Source organism: Leptothoe kymatousa TAU-MAC 1615 (genome assembly GCF_018739865.1).
Lineage (GTDB): Bacteria > Cyanobacteriota > Cyanobacteriia > Phormidesmidales > Phormidesmidaceae > Leptothoe > Leptothoe kymatousa.
The window spans coordinates 25,628-46,182 of the sequence record NZ_JADOER010000011.1 but is presented as its reverse complement, the minus strand read 5'-3'; the positions used below and the strand labels follow the sequence as shown (position 1 = coordinate 46,182).

The window sequence follows — 20,555 nt, the reverse complement described above, 5'->3', positions numbered from 1 at the left end:
AACCAGCCGATAGTGATGATACTACCCACTCTAGGGTGAGGAATTACATCGCATGCCCCCGATGCTATGCATTTTGAAAGCGTGGAGTTAAGCAGTAAGGACAATCAAGCCAATCGTGATGAAGTTCTGCGCTACAAGTGAGGCAGCTGAGTACACTTTTACGTCGTGCTTTTAGCTCGGCTTCTAAGCCCGTATCCGTAAAGGTCACTCGCTCAACTTCTTCCAAGGTGGTATACCCCTGCTCTACCAGCTTGAGACTATAGGCCAGTAAAGTTTGCATGCCCTCACCGACGGCTGCTTCCTTAATGTTCTCAGCAGGCGCACCATCAGAAATCATTTGCTGCAGATTTTCTGTGATGCGCATGACCTCATACACACCAACTCGACCTTTATAGCCTGCTCCCTGACATGTTTGGCAAAGCTCGTCTGCATTTTGACTAGATTCTACCTGGTCGGGGGAAATAGTATTCGCACGATAGAACGTAACATCGCTCCCGGAAGCACTTAAGCCAAATCGCGCCAATTCTTCACTGCTGGGTGTATAGGGTATGCGGCAATCACTGCATACCCGTCTAACTAAGCGCTGGGCCAGTATGCCCACCAATGAACTAGACACCTGGAAGGCTTCTATCTCCATTTCCCCAAGTCGAGAAATGGCACCTGCCGCATCATTGGTGTGCAGTGTGGTTAAAACAAGGTGCCCGGTCAAGGCAGCTTCAATCGCTGTCTTAGCAGTTTCCGCATCCCGAGTTTCACCGACCAAAATAACGTCGGGGTCCTGGCGCAGAAATGCCCGCAGCAACAGGGAAAAATCAATGCCCTTTTCACGAATTACCTGTACCTGGGTGATCCCAGGCAAAGCATATTCAATCGGGTCTTCAGCGGTACTGATATTAATGCCTGGATCGTTACGCTCTGCGAGGACCGAGTAAAGTGTCGTTGTTTTACCTGAACCGGTAGGGCCCGTAACTAGAATCAACCCATAGGGTGAACTAGTCATTTCCCTCACAATGTTGAGGGTATCGTCGTCAGTAATGAGCTTATCTAAGCCTAATTGAGTCGTACTGTTGTCTAAGATCCGTAGAACCACCTTCTCGCCATAGCGGCTGGGGATAGTACTAACGCGAAAGTCTACTTTTCGTCCCTGGAAAACTCGGCGAATACGACCATCTTGAGGCACACGGCGTTCGGCAATATCTAACTCAGAAATGATTTTTAGACGAGCCGTAACCGCTGGAATAATCTTTTTGGGTAACTTTTGAAAAGCTTGTCGTAAAACGCCATCCCTACGAAATCGAATGCGCAGAAATTCTTCTTGGGGTTCAACATGAATGTCAGATGCGCCTTCTTGCAGAGCTTTGACTAAAATTTTGTTGACTAATGCAATGACGGGCGCGGCTCCAGCATCCTGAACTGCTGCACCCAGATCAGCCTCTTCATCGATGGCCTCTTCAAGATCGGCTCCATCAAGATCTAAATCCTCTAACGTCGTATTGACATCAACGGATTGCTCAAAATCTCGCTGCTTTTCCTTAGCGACCTGCTCATCCAAATAAGCTGAAATCATCCGTTGATAGTCTTCAACGGTGATAACCATGCGGCGCAACTTGAGGGATTTAGGACGTAATATCCTATTTAGATCATCCTGAGCCTCTAAATTTTCTGGGTCCACCATGGCAACTAGCACGGTGGACACCCCATCTTGAGTTGTTTGCGAAAGGGGGAGTAAACGATGGCGGCGGCAGATATCGACTGGAATCAAGTCATCAATAAGACTGCCAACTTTTGTATCGGATACGCTTTCAATTTCTGGGTCGAGGGACTCTACTCCGTAGAGAATTTTTAGTTCAAACAGCTGCTGCTTCTTATATTGCCGTAGGAGCTCTGGACTCAGCTGTTGACCGGTTAGAGATTCTAAAACATCTGTTAATGAGCGCCCTGACTTGCGACTCTCAACCAATGCTTGTTGCATTTGGTCCGTATCAACGTAACCAGCCTTAATCAGCTGATTACTAAATGGAGAAAAGCTTCGTTGTAAAACAAGCGCTTTTCTAGAGGAGGAGGAGTTGGTCATAGTCGCCGCAGAAAATCCTTAAAGAAGGTTGCCCACAAAATGCTTTTCTGTAGACAGCTACAGGAAAGAATTCCGAGCTAGGAGCTTGCAATGCTTCAAGAGGGCACACCGTGATATTCCAATGTTGCCCCATTCACCGATAATAACTTGAACCTTGGTATCCAGCTAGCTACATGCTTACTCAGTTCTACTGTGTAGGATATGTGAGTAGTGCATTTTGATCTGAAATGTGATAGCCATCACGTTGCAAAATGGACTATCGTGATATCGCTAAGACGCTCAACTAACCTCTAAGTGTTATAGATTGAACTATTGATGAGTGGTCTGCTTAGACAGCAGTTTTAAACTCTTAAATTCTACGGTTTGATAGGACGTAAGGGAGGCAACTCCTCTAGAATAGTCTGCGTCTAAGATAAAAATTGCCCCTTGGTTCTGTTATTGATGAGGTTCAACGATGGTAGAGGACGTTAATCCCACAGAAAATAGCTCTATTCAAGAGGATGAAGACATTTCTTCCGCTAATAATCCGGAGGTCAATATTGAAGAGCTAAAGCTGGAAGATGCTGACGTTGAAATTGATTTCGAGGAAGAATTTTCCGAAGCTGCCCCTGGTGATGAAGCTGTTGCTGGCGTGACAGACGACGCGGGCGATGCTGGTAGCGCTGCATTGATAGAAAAAGTGGCTCAGTTACAGGCTCAGTTGGAAGATAGGAATGGTCAGTATCTAAGACTCACGGCTGATTTCGAAAATTTCCGCAAGCGTACTGGTCGAGAGAAAGAAGAGCTGGAAGTGCAGGTGCAGTGCAGTACCATCAGCAACATGTTGGAGGTCGTGGATAACTTTGAGCGCGCTCGTGCTCAAATTAAGCCCCAGAATGATGGTGAGATGGCAGTTCACAAGAGCTATCAAAGCGTTTATAAGCAACTGGTAGAAGCTCTAAAGCGTATTGGGGTTTCTCCCATGCGGGCCGAAGGTAAAGAGTTTGATCCGAATTTGCATGAAGCCGTGATGCGCGAGCCTACGGATGAGCATCCTGACGGTACAGTCCTTGAAGAACTTGTGAGGGGCTACATGCTAGGAGAGCGGGTTCTCCGTCATGCAATGGTTAAGGTGGCAACGCCTCTTGAGGACTAGCTTGACAGCTCTAGTATGGATATTCCGTTCATTGCTGAGCTAGCTGCAATGCTGGCTCAGGTATAAAGCTTTCTTGAAATTGAAACGCTTTATCAGAGCTTTGAGTTTTGGGTATTGTATCTATATACAAAGGCAGTTTGTTTGAACTGTCCTGTTAGGCTTTGAATAAAGTCAGGAATTTAGGGATTTTTTGCTGATTCAGAGTTTTACGTTGTAATAATTCTACTCAAGTATATTTGGCACCCTTACGATTAATTTTTCTTGTAGATCGGTAAGTTTTCGGTGGTTTTTACCGAGTGCTTAATCTTTAACATTTGAATATTGCAGTTCAAATGGCATGTGCGTATCTATAAGTATTTAAATTCCTTAAAAATTAAGTGATTTGCTAGAGTGAGTGAGCTCTCAGATGGGAAAAGTTATTGGCATTGATTTAGGGACGACAAATAGCTGTGTTGCGGTTCTCGAGGGCGGTAAACCCGAAGTAATTACTAACACGGAAGGCGGTCGAACAATGCCTAGCATTGTTGGCTTTGCTAAAAATGGTGAGCGGTTGGTGGGCCAGCTTGCGAAGCGTCAGGCAGTGACTAATGCTGAAAACACTGTCTACAGCATTAAGCGGTTTATTGGTCGTCGTTGGGATGATACCGAGAGCGAGCGTTCTCGAGTCCCCTATACGTGTGTCCGAGGCAAGGATGACACTGTAGATGTTTTGATTCGTGGTAAGGCCTACACTCCTCAAGAAGTGTCTGCCATGACTCTGCAGAAACTAAAGCAAGATGCGGAAGCGTATTTGGGCGAAGAGGTAACTCAAGCGGTTATCACTGTGCCCGCTTACTTTACCGATGCTCAGCGACAGGCAACTAAGGACGCCGGTAAGATTTCCGGACTAGAGGTTCTTCGAATCATCAACGAGCCAACAGCAGCGGCTTTATCCTACGGCCTTGATAAGTTGGATCAAGACCAAACCGTATTGGTGTTTGACTTGGGTGGAGGAACATTTGATGTCTCTATTTTGCAGCTCGGTGATGGTGTTTTTGAGGTGAAGGCGACCTCTGGCAACAATCACCTGGGGGGAGACGATTTTGACAATAGCATTGTGACCTTTTTGCTAGATCAATTTAGAGAGCAAGAAGGGATGGATCTTTCGGCCGATCGGATGGCGTTACAGCGGATTCGTGAAGCAGCAGAAAAATCTAAGATTGAGCTTTCAAGTCGATCTACAACGTCTATTAATTTACCGTTTATAGCTGCTGACGAATCGGGGCCTAAGCATCTTGAAGCCGATATGTCTCGGACTCAATTTGAAGAGCTGGCTAAGTCGCTGGTGGAAGCTACTTTGGAGCCTGTGGCTCAAGCGCTCAAAGATGCTGAATTATCCCCGGAGGGCATTGATCGAATTTTGCTCGTAGGCGGTTCCACCAGGATTCCGGCGGTGCAAAAAGCTATTACCGGGTATTTCAATGGCAAAGCTCCGGATCGCTCCGTAAACCCTGATGAAGCCGTGGCCTTGGGTGCTTCTATTCAAGCCGGTGTGCTGGGTGGTGAGGTTAAAGATCTGCTGTTATTGGATGTGACGCCTCTGTCTTTGGGGATTGAGACGTTGGGTGAGGTTTTCACTAAGGTGATTGAGCGGAATACCACGATTCCTACTAGTAAGTCCCAGACGTTTTCAACGGCAACGGATGGCCAAACGTCTGTGGAAGTGCATGCTCTACAAGGAGAGCGTGCCATGGCTAGGGATAATAAAAGCCTGGGACGGTTTGAATTAACGGGGATTCCACCGGCGCCCCGAGGAATACCGCAAATCGAAGTTTCCTTTGAAATTGATGCTGACGGTATCTTGCAGGTGGCGGCAAAAGATAAGGGGACTGGTCGGGCTCAAAGTATTCGAATCACGAATACAGGGGGGTTGACCTCTGACGAAATTGACAAAATGCGTGAAGAGGCCGAGGCCTACGCTGATGAAGATTCTCGTCGCAAGGTGGTCGCTGAAATGAAAAATAAGGCGGATTCACTTTTCTATAGCTATGAGTCCACAATGCGAGAAAACGCCGAGTGGATTAGTGATGAGCAAAAGGCCCAGGCCCAGTCGTCGGAAGCGGCCCTAAGAGCGGCCCTAAATGATAAAGACATTATGCCTGAAGCATTGCAAGCCGCTTTGGATGCACTGCAGCAGACTATCTTTGCCATTGGCGCTGAGATGTATCGTCAGGTCAATGAAGATAGCTACGACATTGCCATGGATGAGACAACGCCAGACGTTCCGCCGGCGTCAGATGGTTCATCGGCACCAGATGTTCCACCGCCACCGGCACCCAATGTTCCACCGGCACCGCCTGCGGCTACTCCTAGTGCGTCTGTAGAGGCTGATGCGAGTATGGATCCGTTTGCTGTGGTGATGGAATCTTCTGAACCAGCTGTAACGCCTACACCTGATGCAATTGATTTGTTGGCAGATGAGCCTGAGTTTGACTTGGATGCCACGATCACGGCTGATTATGAGGCGATTGAATAGCAGACCGAATGGCTCAGGGTACGGGAATTGCTAATTATTAATGTTCCGTGCTTGCGTAGAATAGTTGGAAAGGTTTTCAGTTGTCGTTGTTCAGCTAGCACGCTATGGCTCGTGATTACTATGAGGTACTCGGTGTTTCCCGGGGGGCCGATCAGGACGAAGTAAAACGCGCTTATCGTCGGCTGGCACGTAAGTATCACCCTGACGTTAATAAAGATCCGGGCGCTGAAGATAAGTTCAAAGAGATCAATCGAGCGTATGAGGTCCTATCGGAACCTGAGATTCGTGCTCGTTATGATCGATTTGGTGAAGCTGGTGTAGGTGGTGCAGCCGCTGGTGGGCCAGGCTTCCAAGACTTTTCAGATATGGGCGGTTTTGCTGATATCTTTGAAAGTTTTTTCAGTGGCTTTTCTGGGGGCCCTACCCAGACAAAGCGGCGTGGGCCTGTGCGCGGTGATGATCTGCGTTTAGATCTGAAATTGGATTTCTCGGAGGCTATTTTTGGTGGTGAGAAAGAAATCAAGATTAGCCATCTAGAAAATTGTATGACCTGTAAGGGGTCGGGGGCTAAGCCTGGAACTCGTCCTCGCACCTGTTCCACCTGTAGTGGTTCGGGACAGGTACGTCGGGCTACACGCACCCCATTTGGTAGCTTTACTCAGGTATCGGCTTGCCCTACATGCAACGGTACTGGTGAAGTGGTTGAGGACCGCTGTGAAGTTTGTGGCGGTGCTGGGCGAAAGCAGGAGACCAAGAAGTTAAAGATTACGGTGCCTGCTGGTGTGGACAATGGGACCCGCCTGCGTGTTTCTAATGAGGGCGATGCGGGGATGCGCGGTGGCCCTCCTGGCGATTTGTATGTTTACTTATTTGTCAAAGAGCATGCCAAGTTCAAGCGCGATGGCATTAATGTGTTGTCAGATTTGAAGGTGAGCTATTTGCAGGCGATTTTAGGCTGTGACTTACAGGTGGAAACGGTGGACGGGCCTTTGGAAGTTCAGGTGCCTGCTGGAACGCAGCCCAATACGGTGTTGACGCTGGAAAATCGCGGAGTGCCGAAATTGGGTAATCCGGTCAGTCGTGGTAATCATTTGCTGACGGTTTTAGTGGATATTCCTACGCGCATTAAGCCTGAGGAACGGGAATTGCTGGCTAAGCTGGCGGAAGTGCGTGGAGATTCTATTTCAAAAAAAGGACTTGAGGGGTTTCTAGGTGGTCTTTTTAAGGGATAAGTCGGGAGATTTCACAAGATGATGGACGCTTTGTCTAGCCCCGATGAGACGCTTGATTTACGCGGAACGCCTTGCCCTTTGAATTTTGTGCGCACCAAGTTGAAGCTGCAGAAAATGGCTGTGGGTGCGTTGCTTGAGATTTGGCTAGATGCCGGTGAACCGATTGAGCAGGTGCCCGATAGTTTGCGTTCGTCTGGGTTTCTGGTTGAGAAATTAGAGGAAACGACTGAGGGGTATTTTATGCTTCATGTGCGGCAGCCAGTGGGTTGATGGTGAGTGTATGAAGCAGGAGGCCCAACAAGTTTCGTCTCAAGTGGGTACCGTTGTTGCCTGTCAGGCGAATTATTATCAGGTTAGATTTCTGGTCGCTGGTGAGCCTTTGTATTTTTTGTGCACCCGTCGGGCTCGGCTGAAAAAGCTAGGCCAGCAGGTGGTGGTGGGGGATCAGGTAGTCGTCGAGGAAATGGATTGGCAAGATCAGCGTGGCGCGATCGCAACCATTCATCCCCGCAATAACCTACTAGATCGACCGCCGGTTTCCAATGTGGATCAAATTCTGTTGGTGTTTGCCCTGGCGGAACCCCAGTTAGATCCAATTCAGCTCAGTCGTTTTTTAGTCAAAGCAGAATCCACCGGGATTCCCGTTCGTTTATGTCTTAATAAGCGAGATTTATTAACGCCGGAGGACATTGAGCAGTGGCAGGCTCGCCTTGGGGTTTGGGGCTATAAACCTACATTTGTAAGCGTACAGACTGATCCATGCCTGCCATCCACATTAATGGATACCCTAAAGCAGCGGGTGACCGTTGTGGCGGGGCCTTCTGGTGTGGGTAAATCGAGTCTGTTAAATCGATTGGTGCCCGATGTGGACGCTCGCACGAATACCGTGTCAGGCAAGTTAGGTCGCGGGCGCCATACCACCCGCCATGTGGAACTATTTGGTTTGCCCGGAGGAGGGCTACTGGCTGATACGCCTGGATTTAACCAACCCGACATTACCTGTGATGTGGCAATGCTGATGCGGTGTTTTCCAGAAATTCGCCGTAGCCAGGGGCAGTGTCAGTTCAATGATTGTGTGCACCGCGACGAGCCCGGGTGCTGTGTGCGGGGGGATTGGGAACGCTACCCCCACTATTTGTCGCTATTAGATGAGGTGTTGCAACATCAGCAGCAGCAGGAACATCGGCCCGATGCTGAAGCGGTGGAAAAAGTGAAAATGGGCAGCGATGGCCAAGTGCAGCACGAGCCTAAGCTGGAAGCGAAAAAGTATCGTCAAAAGTCCCGTCGTCGCAAACATCAGGATTTGCAGGACATGTGTTATGACGTGATGGGCGCGGATTCCATTGATGATTTGGATGATGCTGTTTTAGAAGAGTATGGCTTCTAGCAAGCCTGATTAAGTACGGGCTTGTGTGGTCCAAAAGTTAGCTTCTATCGCCTGCAAATTTTTGCAAGAGTTGCGATACCACTGTAGCTTTAGGGCTTTTTGTTCTAAGGGAGATAGCCGCCAGGATATGGAGGATTGGCGCAAGCGATCGCACACACTCTGAAAACACAGGGCTGTGCTCACCGAAATATTAAAACTCTCGCTGAACCCATACATGGGAATTTTCAAATGGAGATCCGCCTGGGCCATTGCCATTGCCGATAGACCGTCTAATTCATTACCAAACAGTAGGACAAGGGGCCGATCTAACGGTAGCCCTGGTAGCTCACACGCATCGGTGTGGGGCGTAGTGGCCACAATGGCATAGCCCTTTGCTTTCAAGGCTGCAATACAGTCATGGGTATTATTTTGCTGTTGCCTGTAGCGGTGGGTGGTTAACCACTTTTGGCAACCCCGCGTCACATTGAGGTTTACCTTAAAGCTGGTGGTTTTCTCAATAATATAAACATCCTGAATGCCAAAGTTATCGCAGTTGCGCAGGACGGCCCCGGCATTTTGACTGGTGTGAATATCTTCTAGGGCGACGGTGACATAGCGAGTGCGAGCAGCCAGAATTGTTTCAATTTTGGCCTTTCGTTCGGCTGTGAGAAACGTCCCCAAATAGTTCATCAGGGCGTCTATTGCCTCAGCATCCATGGTGTCAGTTGCTGCCATCCATGGTTTAGCCAGTGCTACGACGGGGCGCTCAGGCCTCACCATTCACCGGTGCCATTCGGTCACACCACCCGGCTTATCGATCAACGTAATTCCCTGGGCAGTGAGGTCATCGCGGATTTTATCGGCTAGGGCAAAGTCCTTGCCTTTTTTAGCGGCGAGGCGTTGTTCAATTAATCCTGCGATTTCGTCATCGCTAGGACCATCATGCTGAACAGCAATATTATCAGCAGTCGCTTCAATGCCGAGGACCTGGGCTAAGCAAATCAGGGTGTGCCACTGCTGTTGCAAACCTTCACTATCTGCATCAATGCTGCCTTCATGGACCAATAGGTTGCCCTGACGCCGTAGCTCTTTTGCCAGCTCAAATAGCACAGCGACAGCTTCCGGGGTGTTGAAGTCGTCGTCCATGGCAATTTGGAACCGCTGCACCGCATCATTTTCAGGGTTTAGGGTGACATCAGAGTCAGGCCAATTGAGCTGCGGGCCGTAGTTATGGCCAAACAGTAAACCGTCTTTTAGGGTTTGCCAGCTTTTGGTGGCGGATGCGATCGCGTCTGCCGTAAAGTCCACCGGTTTACGATATTGGGCTTGGGAGAGAAATAGCCGCAGTGCCATAGGATCTAATCCATCCTCGGCATCCAGCAGCTGACGAATGGTGGTGAAGTTGCCCAAGGATTTGGACATTTTTTCTCCGTTCACATTCACCATGCCATTGTGCATCCAGTACTGAGACAGGGGATGCCCGGTGGCTGCCTCCGACTGGGCAATTTCATTTTCATGGTGGGGGAAGGTGAGGTCGCCGCCACCCATGTGAATATCGATGGTGTCGCCCATGCGATCGCGCACCATGGCAGAACACTCAATGTGCCAGCCCGGTCGGCCTGCACCCCAAGGAGAGTCCCAGGAGGGTTCCTCAGGTTTAGCCCCTTTCCACAGGGCAAAGTCAAAGGGATATTCCTTGATGGCATCGCCCCCAGCCACACGACCGCTGGCTCCAGCCTGCATATCCTCTAGCTTGCGACCCGAAAGTTTGCCATAGCCGTCAAACTTTCGCACCTTGTAATAAACGTCTCCACCGGCGGCATAGGCGTAACCCTTGTTCTCCAGTTCTCCAATCAGCCGCTTGATGCCATCAATGGTGTGGGTGGCATAGGTATACTCATCCGCTGCTTGGATATTGAGCCGCGCCATGTCCTCGTGGTAGGCGTCAATAAAACGCTGGGAAATGGCTTCCATGGTGGTGCCTTCTTTACGGGCACGGTTCAAAATTTTGTCGTCGATGTCAGTAAAGTTTTGCACGTAGTGCACATCGTAGCCGCGCCATTGTAAATAACGTCGCACCGTATCCCACACCACGTAGCAGCGGGCATGGCCCAAATGGCAGTAGTCGTATACGGTCACCCCACAGCAGTAAATTTTGGCAGTGCCAGCTTCTAACGGTTGAAACGGTTCTTTGCGGCGGGACAGGGTGTTGTAAAGGACTACGCTCATTGAAAAGGGACTAAATAACTGCGCGAAAGCTTAATTGCCTTTTATGGTAAGCCGCTTTGGGCTCCTATTGGCCTGAATGTTATGTGGAAGCCAAATAAAAAAGGGAGGACACATAAGTGCCCTCCCCAAGGATTGAAGTAATTTGACTAAGCCAACACCATTAGAACGTCATGTTGGCAGCCTGTACAGTTTCAACCTGCTTCTTCTTCAGAACAAGCATGATTTGGGTCAGGGCAGCAGCAGCCAGAAACGCTAGTAACCCTTTGATGCGGTTGGGGCTCTGCAGCACGATTTCAGTATCGTGCTGACCAAAACCACCGACATTGGGGTCATTAGTCAATGCAGCACCTGCTTCAACAGCCTCGCCTTCAGCAACAATGAGCTCAGGTCCAGGCTGCAGGCTTTCAGTAACGGTGTCGCCATCAGCAGTCTTGATGGTGACCTCGGTGCCATAGTCGCCCTTGTCGATCTTGGTAATCACACCGCCCTTGGAGGCTGTGTAAACAACATTGTTAGTTGCTTGACCGGTGGGATAAACCTGACCACGGCCGCGGTTACCGCCTACGTGTACCTGATACTTACCAAAGCTAACGTTCTTGTCAGCAGCAGGGTCAGGAGAAAGCACAGGAAAAATAATTTCCTGATACTGCTCACCAGGTACAGGACCCACTAGCAACCAGTTGGGGTGCTCATCACTGTAGGGAGTATAGAAAGTGCTACCGATCTCTTCCTTCATTTCTTCAGGAATACGGTCGTCGGGAGCCAATGTAAATCCATCGGGCAGCATCAGCAATGCGCCCACATTTAGACCACCCTTACTACCGTCGCCCAATACTTGCTGAGCATCTAGGTCGTAGGGAACTTTAACCACAGCTTCGAACACTGTGTCGGGTAAAACTGCCTGGGGGACCTCAATCTCGGTCTTCTTTTTACCGAGGTGACAGTTGGCACAAACGATTTTGCCAGTGGCTTCCCGAGGCACATCGTAATTTTCCTGGGCCCAAAAGGGATAGGCCTCTGCAGATTGCGCATTGCTGAGAACAAGACCCATAGTTGCAACCGCAACTACTGTCCCAGAAACAGCGGCTTTCAGCAGCTTATTGAACACACTTAAAAAATTAAATTTCATCCGTCGCACGCCAGCAATTCAATTACGTAGAGAGAAATCAAGTGAAACAGATACCTAAGCCCAGTAGGGTGCTTCGCCGGTTCTGAAGTCAGTCTCTGTCCAAGGGCTCAAAACTACCTTGCCATCTTCTGCAACCTCTGACTTCGCCAACGGTAAAGAAAGAGGCGCTGGGCCACGGACTACCTTGCCGGTAGAGTCATACTGAGAACCATGGCAGGGGCACATAAACTTATTGGCGCCAGCGTTCCAAGGAACAACACAACCAAGGTGAGTGCAAACAGCGTTAACAGCATAGCTATCAATGCCGCCATCATCAGTTATGACCAAGTATGTTGGATCACCCTTGAGGCCTTGCACTAGGGAACGATCACCAGCGCCATGGGTTTCCAAATAAGTGCTAGCGATGACGTCGTTACCCAACTCATCTTTAGCAGTTACACCGCCGCCAGCAGAACCACTGCTGGGAGGTAGAAAGTACTTAACAATGGGATATAGTGCGCCCACAGCTGTACCAGTGGCTGCTCCAAAGGTGAGCAGATTCATGAATTGGCGACGCCCCAAATCGGGGACATCAGGGTTTCCAGAAGCTTGAGCCATAACTATCAGACTATGTACGCGAGTATGAATTCAAAGGCTGCATCGCCCAGTGCAAAACCTCTGAAATCGATAGTAGCCATATACGCACAGCTTTTATCGTCACAGAAGTTTGCAAATTGCTATGAGTATTATTACATTTCACCGTCTCAGATAACGCGCTCTTCCTAAGGGTTTTACTGCTAATAACCTGCGTAATTGGTTGGGGCAGCTACAGATGTATGCGATCGCATACATCTGTAACAAGACCTACAGCCCCCGCGAACTCAGGCACTATGAAGGTAACGTTGGAGACAAAATCTTGGTCCTTGGCGGTAGCGAAAGCATGTGGGCCATGCCACGCCAGGGTTAGTTTATTCTTTGGAATAGTGTAAATAAATGTAAAGACCCGTAGGTGCCCTATGACTCCCGAAGACTTTCAAGAGCTCCTGATTGATAAATGGGGATACTCCTTTGATGTCCAAATTCGTAAAACAGCCACTAAGGTGTTTTTTCAAATCATGTGGCGTTATTTGGAGCAAGTCTCATTTCCTATGGACGAAGAGGAGTATTTGGCCCATCTAAAGGACGTTGTTATGTATCTTGAGGCCATGGGCTGCTTGACCCAGGTGCAAGAAGCTATCGAGCAAACCAATGAGCGGCCGCGTCTAGGCAAAGCCGTCAACATTCCCATTGATTTAGGCCGACGTTCCTCGGAATGGCTATTGGATTAGGGGCCTGTTGATATTCTGAGCCGTACCTTTGCGGCAGCGCTTAAGTCCCGTGAACGGGCTAATTGCGGAATTAAAAGATACGGATACTCAATCTTTAACTCGTCTGATACCATTAATTGAAAATGTGTTAAAGAACACATTAATTAGTGCCTGGATCTACTGAACCAGGCGCACTTTTGATAAATCATCTTTAATGTGAGCTCAGATTAGTTTTGCATGTGTGCAAAAGTAAATTTTAAACGGGCTTTAAGGCGTTATGTTTGCCATTAGTTCTTTTCATAAATTATTGGCTATTTACATGAATAAATAGTGTTCATGTAAATGGGCATTATTGGGATGATGTGAACTGGCTAAACTGCCGGATGTACTGCACTTTTAACAGATATCTAAATCTCATTGGCTGCTTGTCACTATTGTCATACTTAAGAAAGCGGCCAGGCGTTCAGATCGCCATGAAAATCAATAATGTTGTGCAGCATTGAGTGGTCTGTTACGCGTTTAATATTTTTGCTAATTTCAGACACTAGTGTGTCTTCAAAAGTTAACTCGCTTAGGTAAAATCCAGTCAGATTTGCCTAGGACCGATGTTACGATTTGCATGAACTCGCTCAGTATGCTTTGAGGGCTTGCCGTGATCCGCTCTGCAACGTTGCCTGCTAAAACAACCCTGCCAAGTTTGGAAGATAACAGTCGCCTGAAGTTATTTTCAGGGTCGTCTAATATAGCCCTTTCCAGGGAGATTGCTCGTTACCTCGGAATTGATTTAGGACCGATGGTGCGTAAGCGATTTGCCGATGGTGAACTATATGTGCAAATTCAGGAATCCATTCGGGGGTGTGATGTCTATTTAATTCAGCCCACCTGTCAGCCTGTTAATGACCATTTGATGGAATTGCTCATCATGGTCGATGCCTGTCGGCGTGCGTCTGCACGTCAGATTACGGCTGTGATTCCTTATTATGGCTATGCCCGAGCCGATCGTAAAACGGCTGGGCGTGAATCCATCACAGCCAAGCTGGTGGCTAATTTGATCACTAAATCTGGGGCGAATCGTGTCCTAGCGATGGACCTGCATTCGTCTCAGATTCAGGGGTATTTCGATATTCCCTGCGATCATATCTACGGTTCACCTGTGCTGGTTGACTATTTGGCCAGTAAACGTTTGAGCGACCTGGTGGTGGTTTCTCCCGATGTTGGTGGCGTTGCGCGGGCACGCGCATTTGCAAAACGCCTAAACGATGCACCTTTGGCCATTATTGATAAGCGTCGCCAGGCCCATAATGTGGCTGAGGTGATGAACCTGATTGGCGATGTGGATGGCAAAACGGCTGTCCTCGTTGACGACATGATTGACACCGGTGGCACGATTTCTGAAGGGGCTCGACTGTTGCGTGCCCAAGGGGCTCGTCAGGTCTATGCCTGCGCCACCCATGCTGTTTTTTCGCCCCCTGCGGTTGAGCGGCTATCCAGTGGTGTGTTCGAAGAAGTCATTGTGACCAATACAATTCCTGTGCCCCTCGACCGTCAGTTTCCGCAGCTAACTACCCTCACCATTGCTAATTTGGTGGGAGAAACTATTTGGCGGATTCATGAAGAGAGCTCTGTGAGCAGCATGTTTCGTTAAAGTCTAGGTTTGCTCAGTTCTGTATACGCTGATTGGGGGAAGTCTTTGATAGGCATCCCCTAATTTTTTTGGGATGTTGAGCATCAGGAGAATAGCTTTTTTATAGTTTTAAATATTGGGCTTAGGGGTGTGCCTATCCCTTGTGTCACCTTGATGATGAGGTGATGAAGGTTAGGGTGTGTTGTACCGGCAGTGGAAACTTTGTGCTGTAGTTGACGGACTGTGAATATAGCGTTTGGTGAAAGTCAGTGCTTGCTAGCTGGCTGGTAGGCAACAGCTATGTGCGGTTCGCTTCGTTGCTTTGGCAAAGGGCTATCTATTATCCGTTTACAACCATGGTTAAAGGCACATCTATTTTGCGGTTAGCCAGCACTTTGTTGGTTATTAGTTTTTTCAGTACTAGCTTTCTGAAGGTCCAGTCCCAGCGTTTGTTGTTCGGTGCTTCGGTGGCTCAGGCAGAGGCGTTGGATAACGGTTTGCCGGAGTTAGATCGGCGGTTGTTGGATGCGGTCCGGCGTGGTGATGTGCCGCAGACAGAGCTATTGCTTGGGCGGGGCGCTCGGGTGAATGCAGGGAATCGGTATCTGGGGTATCCGGTTGCGATCGCAGCTGAGCAAGGCAATCGAACCATGGTGCAACTGTTAGTGGCCCAGGGGGCCGATGTCGATGTTGTCAGTGCCGGTGGACAAACGGCCCTGGGCCGAGCGGTGGACATGGGCAACCTGGAGCTGGTGCGTATTTTAGTCGAGGCTGGGGCATCTCCAGATCGGCGTACCGCCTATGGTGTGCCGTTGCTTTACCGCGCAACCGAAGTTGGTAACGTCGAAATGGTGCAGCTACTATTGCGTGGCGGCGCCAATGCCAACGCCCAAGTAGCCGGCATCACACCCCTATATAAGGCGGTGGAAGCTGGCAATATTGCCATTGTGCGTCTATTGCTGGAGGGCAGTGCCGACCCCGATGTGGCGATGCCCTTGTACCGGGCTGTAGAGGCTGGCAATAGCGAGCTAGTGAGGTTGTTGCTGCGCTACGGTGCAAATCCACGGGCGAGCCAACGGGGCGTCAGTGTGTTGAAACTTGCCCAAACCCAAGGGAATCAAACAATTTCCACGATGTTACGCAATGCCATGTAGGGGCAGCTGGCTCAGTCGTAGAGATAGCGATAACAGCTTTCCGGGACTAGATTTAAGTTGCCGGCTTGCACCTGGTCAATGGATATCCACATGGCATCGTGCACGTTTTTGCCTTCCACTAGGGGGTAGATTTTTTCCAGGTTGTGAAACTTGGAATCTACAAAATCGCATTGAAACAGTTGGATCAGTTCGTGACCTGGCTTGCCCCGGCAGGTAAAAATATTTTCTAGACAGCCCAGGTATCGAATATTGGTGAGCTCGGCTTGGATCTCTTCTCGAAATTCCCGTTGTAGGGCATCGAGGCTGGTCTCCCCAAAATCAATGCCGCCCCCTAGAAACCGATAAAACCCTTGGTCTTTGACGGGGTCGTATCCTTTGCTGACAAAAATATGACCCTGGTGTTTAATCAACCCCAGGGCAATGGGGCGAATGCGGGGCTTTCCCATGGATTTTCTCCATTTATGAGGAGATAATGGTGTCTCTAGAATAAGAGAGAGGCAATCAGTGCTATCTCTTATTCTAGAGGCGATTCTCTTACGCGTTCACGGTTGTACGCGTCACGACGTGCAGAGCTTCGCGTAGGCTCCGGACCGCTGCCACCATGGCAATGGTGTCATTCAGTTTATTCACGGCGGAGCCTACACCCACACCCGCCGCACCGGCTGCGATCGCCATCGGTGCGGTGATGTCTGAAATCCCAGAGGCACAAAGCACCGGGATGCCCACAGCCCGTGAGATTGCGTGGGCTGCGGCTAAGGTCGGCGTTGCTTTTTCAATCAAGCCAACGGTACCCGAGTGAAGCGGCTGGCTACTGGTGCCGCCTTCAGTTTGAATAATGTCTGCGCCGAGGCCCACTAAGTCCTCCGCCAGTTTGACCTGGGCATCTAACGGCAGCGTGTGGGGAACAGTCACCGACAACGTAATGTGGGGCAGTAGTTCCCGGGTGCGTCGGGTCAGGCTGAGGACATCCTCTGCTGTGAACTTCAGACCCTGGGCATAAAATGCATCGAAATTACCAATTTCAATCAGGGTGGCCCCTGCGGCGACAGGGGCTAAAAATGCCTCAGGGTCAATGGCCGAAACACAGATAGGTAGGTTTATCTGTTGATTAACCTGGCGTACCAGTTCAGCGTCGGCTGCAATATCAACAAATGTGGCGCCGCCCTGCTGGGCGGATTTGGCAACCGCTAAAACATGGGCCGTATCAAAGTTGGTCAAGCCGCTAATAATCTTTAATGCATGACCTTGGGCAAATGCTGTGCGGAGGTTGGGGTGGATAGTCATAAGTCGTTATCGGACAAGATCGATTCAGGGCTATTGTGCCAGATGTGGGGGCGGCCAATGGTTAAAAATCATGCTCCGGGCAACCCTGATTATGGTTTTTGAGCTCCTGTCAGAATTGAGCCATGGCTTACAGGTTCGCTAAAATCGACCGTTTCACCTCATCTGGGGCCTGGTTGCCATCAACCCGCATTAGCCGTTGTCGGTAGTCGTAGTAGTCCAGCATGGGCACGGTTGTGGCCAGAAGGGTTTCAATGCGCCGTCGGATGGCATCTGGGGTGTCATCAATCGCTCCTCGATGTTCCGAACGTTCAATTAGGCAGTGAATGGGCAAATCGAGCCAAATAACGTGGTTTACCTTGCGGTTGAGCGTATCGAGAAAGAAGTCGAGTTCTTCTGCTTGAAAGGCCGTGCGGGGATAGCCATCCAAAATCCAGCCGTTGTGAGTATCTGTGGCTTGCAATCGCTGTTTAATCACATCAATCATTAAGGTGTCGGGCACCAGTTTGCCCTGGGTCAAGGTATCAGAGACCTGTTTTCCCAAGGTGGAATTTGCTGTAATTTCTGCGCGCAGGATATCCCCGGTCGAAATCCATGGAATCCCAAAGTGCTGACTAAGTTTGTTAGACTGCGTCCCTTTCCCCGAGCCAGGGCCACCTAAGATTACTAGCTGCATCAATATCCTTAGTTATGGGCTAAAAAGTAAAAAGCGAGGGGTACTGCTTCCACAGACCTGGTGGCCATAGCCGATTTTAGTGGCGACTATTGAAGCTAACCCTGCAAACGTAGTAGACTTGTAGACCGTGTAAAAGCGGCTAAAGTCTAACAGGTTTAATTATGCCCAAGCTCAAAACTCGTCGGGCTGCTGCAAAGCGTTTTCGCCGTAGTGGAAGCGGTAAAATTATGCGTCGTAAGGCGTTTAAGAATCACCTGCTGCAGCACAAGTCAACATGCCGTAAGAGCCGTCTTTCTAAGAAGGCTGTTGTGGTTGATGCAGATGTACCCAACATCGAAGGTATGATGCCTTATTTGTAGACCGATTACGCTAATGTCCTTGGTGGCATAGGTAATGAGTCTGCAACTTTCCAATTGTTTACAGTTAGTTAAAACGACCAAGTATGGCACGTGTAAAACGCGGCAATGTAGCTCGCAAGCGCCGCAAGAAAATCCTCAAGCTTGCGAAGGGGTACCGGGGCTCCCATTCTAAACTCTTCCGGACGGCTAACCAGCAGGTGATGAAAGCCCTGCGGTATGCCTATCGCGACCGTCGTAATAAGAAACGTGATTTTCGCCGGTTGTGGATTACTCGTATTAATGCTGCAGCTCGCCTAAACGGCACTACCTACAGTCGTTTAATTGGTGACCTGAAGACAGCGAATATTCAGATCAATCGTAAAATGCTGGCCCAGATGGCCGTTCTAGATCCAGATACCTTTACCCAGGTGGTTGAGCTAGCGGGTAAAAAAGGGTAGGCATTCTCCCATAGCCGATGTGGAGATATGTGCTGGTTACAGCTCTAATGTTGGGGGTACAGGTGTCTGTGCCCCCAATTGCTGTATCTTCAGAATTATCAGAAATTCAAGCCCGTGGCCGTTTGATTGTGGCTGTGAAAGACAATCATTATCCTTTGGGCTATCGTGATGCCACGGGTGAGCTACGGGGTTTCGAAATTGATCTGGCCCGTCGTTTGGCGACAGATTTATTGGGTGATGCCGATGCGGTGGAATTGCTGCCGGTCAGTAATGTAGACCGGGTGAATGTGGTGGTTGAGGGCAATGCAGATATTGCGATCGCAGGCATCACCGTCACCGCCCAGCGACAGCGCATTACCAGCTTTAGTGAGCCCTATTATTTAGACGGTGCCGGGTTTATAACGACGTCACAGCGCATCAATGGTCTAGGCGACCTGACCTTTGGCCGCATTGCTGTGCTGGCAAATTCTAGTACCTTGGCCCATGTGCGGGCGCAACTGCCCCAGGCCACCCTCGTAACAGTGCCATCCTATCAAGCGGCGCTGACCCAACTAGATGCGGGCCAGGTCGATGCCTTTAGTGGCAATGTTTCGTTGCTCACGGGTTGGCAGCAGCAAGATAGTCGCTATCGGCTATTGGATGACGTGATTTCCATAGAGCCGGTGGCGATCGCAATTCCAAAAGGCACTCACCATAGCGATCTGCGTCGTGCCATTAACCAAGCCATGGGGCAATGGGATAGCGAAGGTTGGTTACAAGATCGGGCTACCTACTGGGGGTTACGGTAACTACCGTGGGAGAATAAACTTGGACCACTGCTGTAAGTATTCACTGATTGAGCGAGTTCATGGAGAATAGCACCCTATTTCTGACATACCTAGGCATTTTGCTAACACTGCTAGGGTTATCCGCCTTTTTTATTATTCGCCAGGTATTTAAGACTCGCCGTATTGAAAACACCCTAGGGCGTTTGCAGAAAAAACTAACCAAAGAAAAGGGAACCGCCCAGGAGTATTACGAGCTAGGCAGCTTGCTGTTAGATAAAAAGTTATTTTCTCAGTCGGCACTGTATCTGCAACAGGCTTTGAAGGCTCTGACAGAAGAAGAAAAAGAAGCAGAAGAAAATGCGCCACTGATTTATAACGCCCTTGGGTATGCCTACTTTGCTCAAGGTCAATACGATTTAGCCATTCGTCAGTACAAGTCAGCTTTAAAAATTGCTCCAGGCTATGTGACTGCCCTGAATAACTTGGGCCATAGCTACGAAAAAAAGCAACTGACTGTGCAAGCATTAGAAACCTATGACCAAGCTCTAAAAATTGAGCCAGACAATGCAACGGCGAAGCGACGGGCTCAGTCTTTACGTAAGCGGGTGGCGATTCCGATGAAGCAGTAGTTTTTGCGGTGACTGAAAACGACCTATCTCTAACCGCCATTCATGAGGCTAGCCACTGCTGTCTCTATCAAGCGTTCGGTATCGTGATGAATGGAGTCAGAATTAATTCTGACGGCACCGGGCGGGTGCATCGCTACAATTTTGAACTGCAGCAGGAAACTCCGCCATTGATGGCCAAGGTTCAAGATGGGGCGATATCAGTGGCAGGCGTTGTCGGCGAGGCCATTTATAACCACGGGGATGTGCGGGTCAACGCCATATTGACTGAGCTAACGTGTGGCGGTGGCCAGGGCGACTACGCTTGGATACAAAAATGCGGCGTTGAGCATTTGCTGGAGGCGTTGATTCCGTTTACCTATGGGGTGCTTACGGAGCATTGGAGCAAGGTCTTGGCGCTGGCCACTAGGCTGGACGAGGTGCAATATTTAGACTCGGACGAGATATCCAGCGAGCTGCCCAACGTGTGTGATGCCAGTCGTTACTTAGCTGAATTACAAAAGGCGATCGGTAATCATGGTGATTGGGCTTGGAATTCGAGTCCGACCAAGGGCATTATCCAGTGGCCTGGATAATGCGTCATTGCTGATTTACAAGAGTGAAACGTTATCCCACTGCGGCTAACAGCCAGGATGTGGTGACTGTAACTAATCCAGGAATAGCCT

General features: G+C 49.4%; 21 protein-coding genes. 13 read left to right on the top strand and 8 right to left on the bottom strand.

What is annotated here, in order from left to right; all coding sequences use genetic code 11:
- Nucleotides 1-64: 64 nt before the first annotated feature.
- Nucleotides 65-2,074 carry a GspE/PulE family protein gene (locus IXB28_RS11825; RefSeq protein WP_215618806.1) on the bottom strand — a complete coding sequence of 670 codons (2,010 nt, stop codon included), beginning with the start codon at nt 2,072-2,074 and terminating at the stop codon, nt 65-67.
- Between the two features lie 454 nt (nt 2,075-2,528).
- On the opposite strand from IXB28_RS11825, the gene grpE reads away from it, so the two are divergent.
- The 5 genes from grpE to rsgA all read left to right on the top strand — a co-directional run bounded on the left by grpE (nt 2,529) and on the right by rsgA (nt 8,343).
- Complete coding sequence (gene grpE / locus IXB28_RS11820) at nt 2,529-3,209, top strand: nucleotide exchange factor GrpE (RefSeq protein ID WP_215618805.1); 681 nt, start codon at nt 2,529-2,531, stop codon at nt 3,207-3,209.
- Between the two features lie 406 nt (nt 3,210-3,615).
- On the top strand, nt 3,616-5,724 hold the full coding sequence (gene dnaK / locus IXB28_RS11815; RefSeq protein ID WP_215618804.1) for a molecular chaperone DnaK: 2,109 nt from the start codon (nt 3,616-3,618) through the stop codon (nt 5,722-5,724).
- 104 nt (nt 5,725-5,828) lie between these two features.
- A complete protein-coding gene (gene dnaJ / locus IXB28_RS11810; protein WP_215618803.1) occupies nt 5,829-6,956 on the top strand; it encodes a molecular chaperone DnaJ in 1,128 nt (375 codons plus the stop codon).
- A gap of 18 nt (nt 6,957-6,974) precedes the next feature.
- Nucleotides 6,975-7,226: a sulfurtransferase TusA family protein gene (locus IXB28_RS11805; RefSeq protein ID WP_215618802.1), complete on the top strand. Its 252-nt coding sequence runs from the start codon at nt 6,975-6,977 to the stop codon at nt 7,224-7,226.
- Nucleotides 7,227-7,236: 10 nt separating this feature from the next.
- On the top strand, nt 7,237-8,343 hold the full coding sequence (gene rsgA, locus IXB28_RS11800) for a small ribosomal subunit biogenesis GTPase RsgA (RefSeq protein ID WP_215618801.1): 1,107 nt from the start codon (nt 7,237-7,239) through the stop codon (nt 8,341-8,343).
- Nucleotides 8,344-8,352: 9 nt separating this feature from the next.
- Here rsgA and IXB28_RS11795 read toward each other — a convergent pair whose 3' ends face one another.
- From IXB28_RS11795 to petC, 4 genes are all read right to left on the bottom strand, one after another.
- On the bottom strand, nt 8,353-9,057 hold the full coding sequence (locus tag IXB28_RS11795; RefSeq protein WP_215618800.1) for a TrmH family RNA methyltransferase: 705 nt from the start codon (nt 9,055-9,057) through the stop codon (nt 8,353-8,355).
- Nucleotides 9,058-9,102: 45 nt separating this feature from the next.
- Nucleotides 9,103-10,551, bottom strand: a complete 1,449-nt coding sequence (gene cysS, locus IXB28_RS11790) for a cysteine--tRNA ligase (RefSeq protein ID WP_215618799.1) — start codon at nt 10,549-10,551, stop codon at nt 9,103-9,105.
- A 160-nt stretch (nt 10,552-10,711) separates the two neighbouring features.
- A complete protein-coding gene (gene petA / locus IXB28_RS11785; RefSeq protein ID WP_215618798.1) occupies nt 10,712-11,680 on the bottom strand; it encodes a cytochrome f in 969 nt (322 codons plus the stop codon).
- A 54-nt stretch (nt 11,681-11,734) separates the two neighbouring features.
- A complete protein-coding gene (petC, locus tag IXB28_RS11780; protein ID WP_215618797.1) occupies nt 11,735-12,277 on the bottom strand; it encodes a cytochrome b6-f complex iron-sulfur subunit in 543 nt (180 codons plus the stop codon).
- A 398-nt stretch (nt 12,278-12,675) separates the two neighbouring features.
- On the opposite strand from petC, the gene IXB28_RS11775 reads away from it, so the two are divergent.
- From IXB28_RS11775 to IXB28_RS11765, 3 genes are all read left to right on the top strand, one after another.
- Nucleotides 12,676-12,987, top strand: a complete 312-nt coding sequence (locus IXB28_RS11775) for a DUF3067 family protein (protein ID WP_215618796.1) — start codon at nt 12,676-12,678, stop codon at nt 12,985-12,987.
- Nucleotides 12,988-13,618: 631 nt separating this feature from the next.
- Entirely contained in the window at nt 13,619-14,611 is a 993-nt protein-coding gene (locus tag IXB28_RS11770; protein ID WP_326521026.1) for a ribose-phosphate pyrophosphokinase, read from the top strand.
- A gap of 335 nt (nt 14,612-14,946) precedes the next feature.
- On the top strand, nt 14,947-15,744 hold the full coding sequence (locus tag IXB28_RS11765; protein WP_215618795.1) for an ankyrin repeat domain-containing protein: 798 nt from the start codon (nt 14,947-14,949) through the stop codon (nt 15,742-15,744).
- A gap of 11 nt (nt 15,745-15,755) precedes the next feature.
- On the opposite strand, the gene IXB28_RS11760 is transcribed toward IXB28_RS11765, so the two are convergent.
- The 3 genes from IXB28_RS11760 to IXB28_RS11750 all read right to left on the bottom strand — a co-directional run bounded on the left by IXB28_RS11760 (nt 15,756) and on the right by IXB28_RS11750 (nt 17,701).
- Nucleotides 15,756-16,190, bottom strand: a complete 435-nt coding sequence (locus tag IXB28_RS11760; RefSeq protein ID WP_215618794.1) for an NUDIX hydrolase — start codon at nt 16,188-16,190, stop codon at nt 15,756-15,758.
- Nucleotides 16,191-16,278: 88 nt separating this feature from the next.
- Entirely contained in the window at nt 16,279-17,028 is a 750-nt protein-coding gene (locus IXB28_RS11755) for a DUF561 domain-containing protein (RefSeq protein ID WP_215618793.1), read from the bottom strand.
- A gap of 127 nt (nt 17,029-17,155) precedes the next feature.
- Entirely contained in the window at nt 17,156-17,701 is a 546-nt protein-coding gene (locus tag IXB28_RS11750; protein WP_215618792.1) for an adenylate kinase, read from the bottom strand.
- A gap of 161 nt (nt 17,702-17,862) precedes the next feature.
- Between IXB28_RS11750 and rpmI the strand changes: the two genes are divergently transcribed.
- From rpmI to IXB28_RS11725, 5 genes are all read left to right on the top strand, one after another.
- Nucleotides 17,863-18,060, top strand: coding sequence for a 50S ribosomal protein L35 (gene rpmI, locus IXB28_RS11745; RefSeq protein WP_193992679.1), 198 nt, complete (start codon nt 17,863-17,865; stop codon nt 18,058-18,060).
- An 83-nt stretch (nt 18,061-18,143) separates the two neighbouring features.
- Nucleotides 18,144-18,497 (top strand): 50S ribosomal protein L20, encoded by a 354-nt coding sequence (gene rplT, locus IXB28_RS11740; RefSeq protein WP_215618791.1) that lies wholly within the window; start codon nt 18,144-18,146, stop codon nt 18,495-18,497.
- Nucleotides 18,498-18,559: 62 nt separating this feature from the next.
- A complete protein-coding gene (locus IXB28_RS11735) occupies nt 18,560-19,285 on the top strand; it encodes a transporter substrate-binding domain-containing protein (protein WP_326521025.1) in 726 nt (241 codons plus the stop codon).
- A 59-nt stretch (nt 19,286-19,344) separates the two neighbouring features.
- Nucleotides 19,345-19,893, top strand: a complete 549-nt coding sequence (locus IXB28_RS11730; protein ID WP_215618789.1) for a tetratricopeptide repeat protein — start codon at nt 19,345-19,347, stop codon at nt 19,891-19,893.
- A gap of 8 nt (nt 19,894-19,901) precedes the next feature.
- A complete protein-coding gene (locus IXB28_RS11725) occupies nt 19,902-20,465 on the top strand; it encodes a hypothetical protein (protein WP_215618788.1) in 564 nt (187 codons plus the stop codon).
- Nucleotides 20,466-20,555: the final 90 nt, after the last annotated feature.

Coding starts and splice junctions, on each gene's coding strand:
- IXB28_RS11825 (WP_215618806.1), bottom strand. CDS start 2,074: ATGACCAACTCCTCCTCCTCTAGAAAAGCGCTTGTTTTACAACGAAGC.
- grpE (WP_215618805.1), top strand. CDS start 2,529: ATGGTAGAGGACGTTAATCCCACAGAAAATAGCTCTATTCAAGAGGAT.
- dnaK (WP_215618804.1), top strand. CDS start 3,616: ATGGGAAAAGTTATTGGCATTGATTTAGGGACGACAAATAGCTGTGTT.
- dnaJ (WP_215618803.1), top strand. CDS start 5,829: ATGGCTCGTGATTACTATGAGGTACTCGGTGTTTCCCGGGGGGCCGAT.
- IXB28_RS11805 (WP_215618802.1), top strand. CDS start 6,975: ATGATGGACGCTTTGTCTAGCCCCGATGAGACGCTTGATTTACGCGGA.
- rsgA (WP_215618801.1), top strand. CDS start 7,237: ATGAAGCAGGAGGCCCAACAAGTTTCGTCTCAAGTGGGTACCGTTGTT.
- IXB28_RS11795 (WP_215618800.1), bottom strand. CDS start 9,057: ATGGCAGCAACTGACACCATGGATGCTGAGGCAATAGACGCCCTGATG.
- cysS (WP_215618799.1), bottom strand. CDS start 10,551: ATGAGCGTAGTCCTTTACAACACCCTGTCCCGCCGCAAAGAACCGTTT.
- petA (WP_215618798.1), bottom strand. CDS start 11,680: ATGAAATTTAATTTTTTAAGTGTGTTCAATAAGCTGCTGAAAGCCGCT.
- petC (WP_215618797.1), bottom strand. CDS start 12,277: ATGGCTCAAGCTTCTGGAAACCCTGATGTCCCCGATTTGGGGCGTCGC.
- IXB28_RS11775 (WP_215618796.1), top strand. CDS start 12,676: ATGACTCCCGAAGACTTTCAAGAGCTCCTGATTGATAAATGGGGATAC.
- IXB28_RS11765 (WP_215618795.1), top strand. CDS start 14,947: ATGGTTAAAGGCACATCTATTTTGCGGTTAGCCAGCACTTTGTTGGTT.
- IXB28_RS11760 (WP_215618794.1), bottom strand. CDS start 16,190: ATGGGAAAGCCCCGCATTCGCCCCATTGCCCTGGGGTTGATTAAACAC.
- IXB28_RS11755 (WP_215618793.1), bottom strand. CDS start 17,028: ATGACTATCCACCCCAACCTCCGCACAGCATTTGCCCAAGGTCATGCA.
- IXB28_RS11750 (WP_215618792.1), bottom strand. CDS start 17,701: ATGCAGCTAGTAATCTTAGGTGGCCCTGGCTCGGGGAAAGGGACGCAG.
- rpmI (WP_193992679.1), top strand. CDS start 17,863: ATGCCCAAGCTCAAAACTCGTCGGGCTGCTGCAAAGCGTTTTCGCCGT.
- rplT (WP_215618791.1), top strand. CDS start 18,144: ATGGCACGTGTAAAACGCGGCAATGTAGCTCGCAAGCGCCGCAAGAAA.
- IXB28_RS11730 (WP_215618789.1), top strand. CDS start 19,345: ATGGAGAATAGCACCCTATTTCTGACATACCTAGGCATTTTGCTAACA.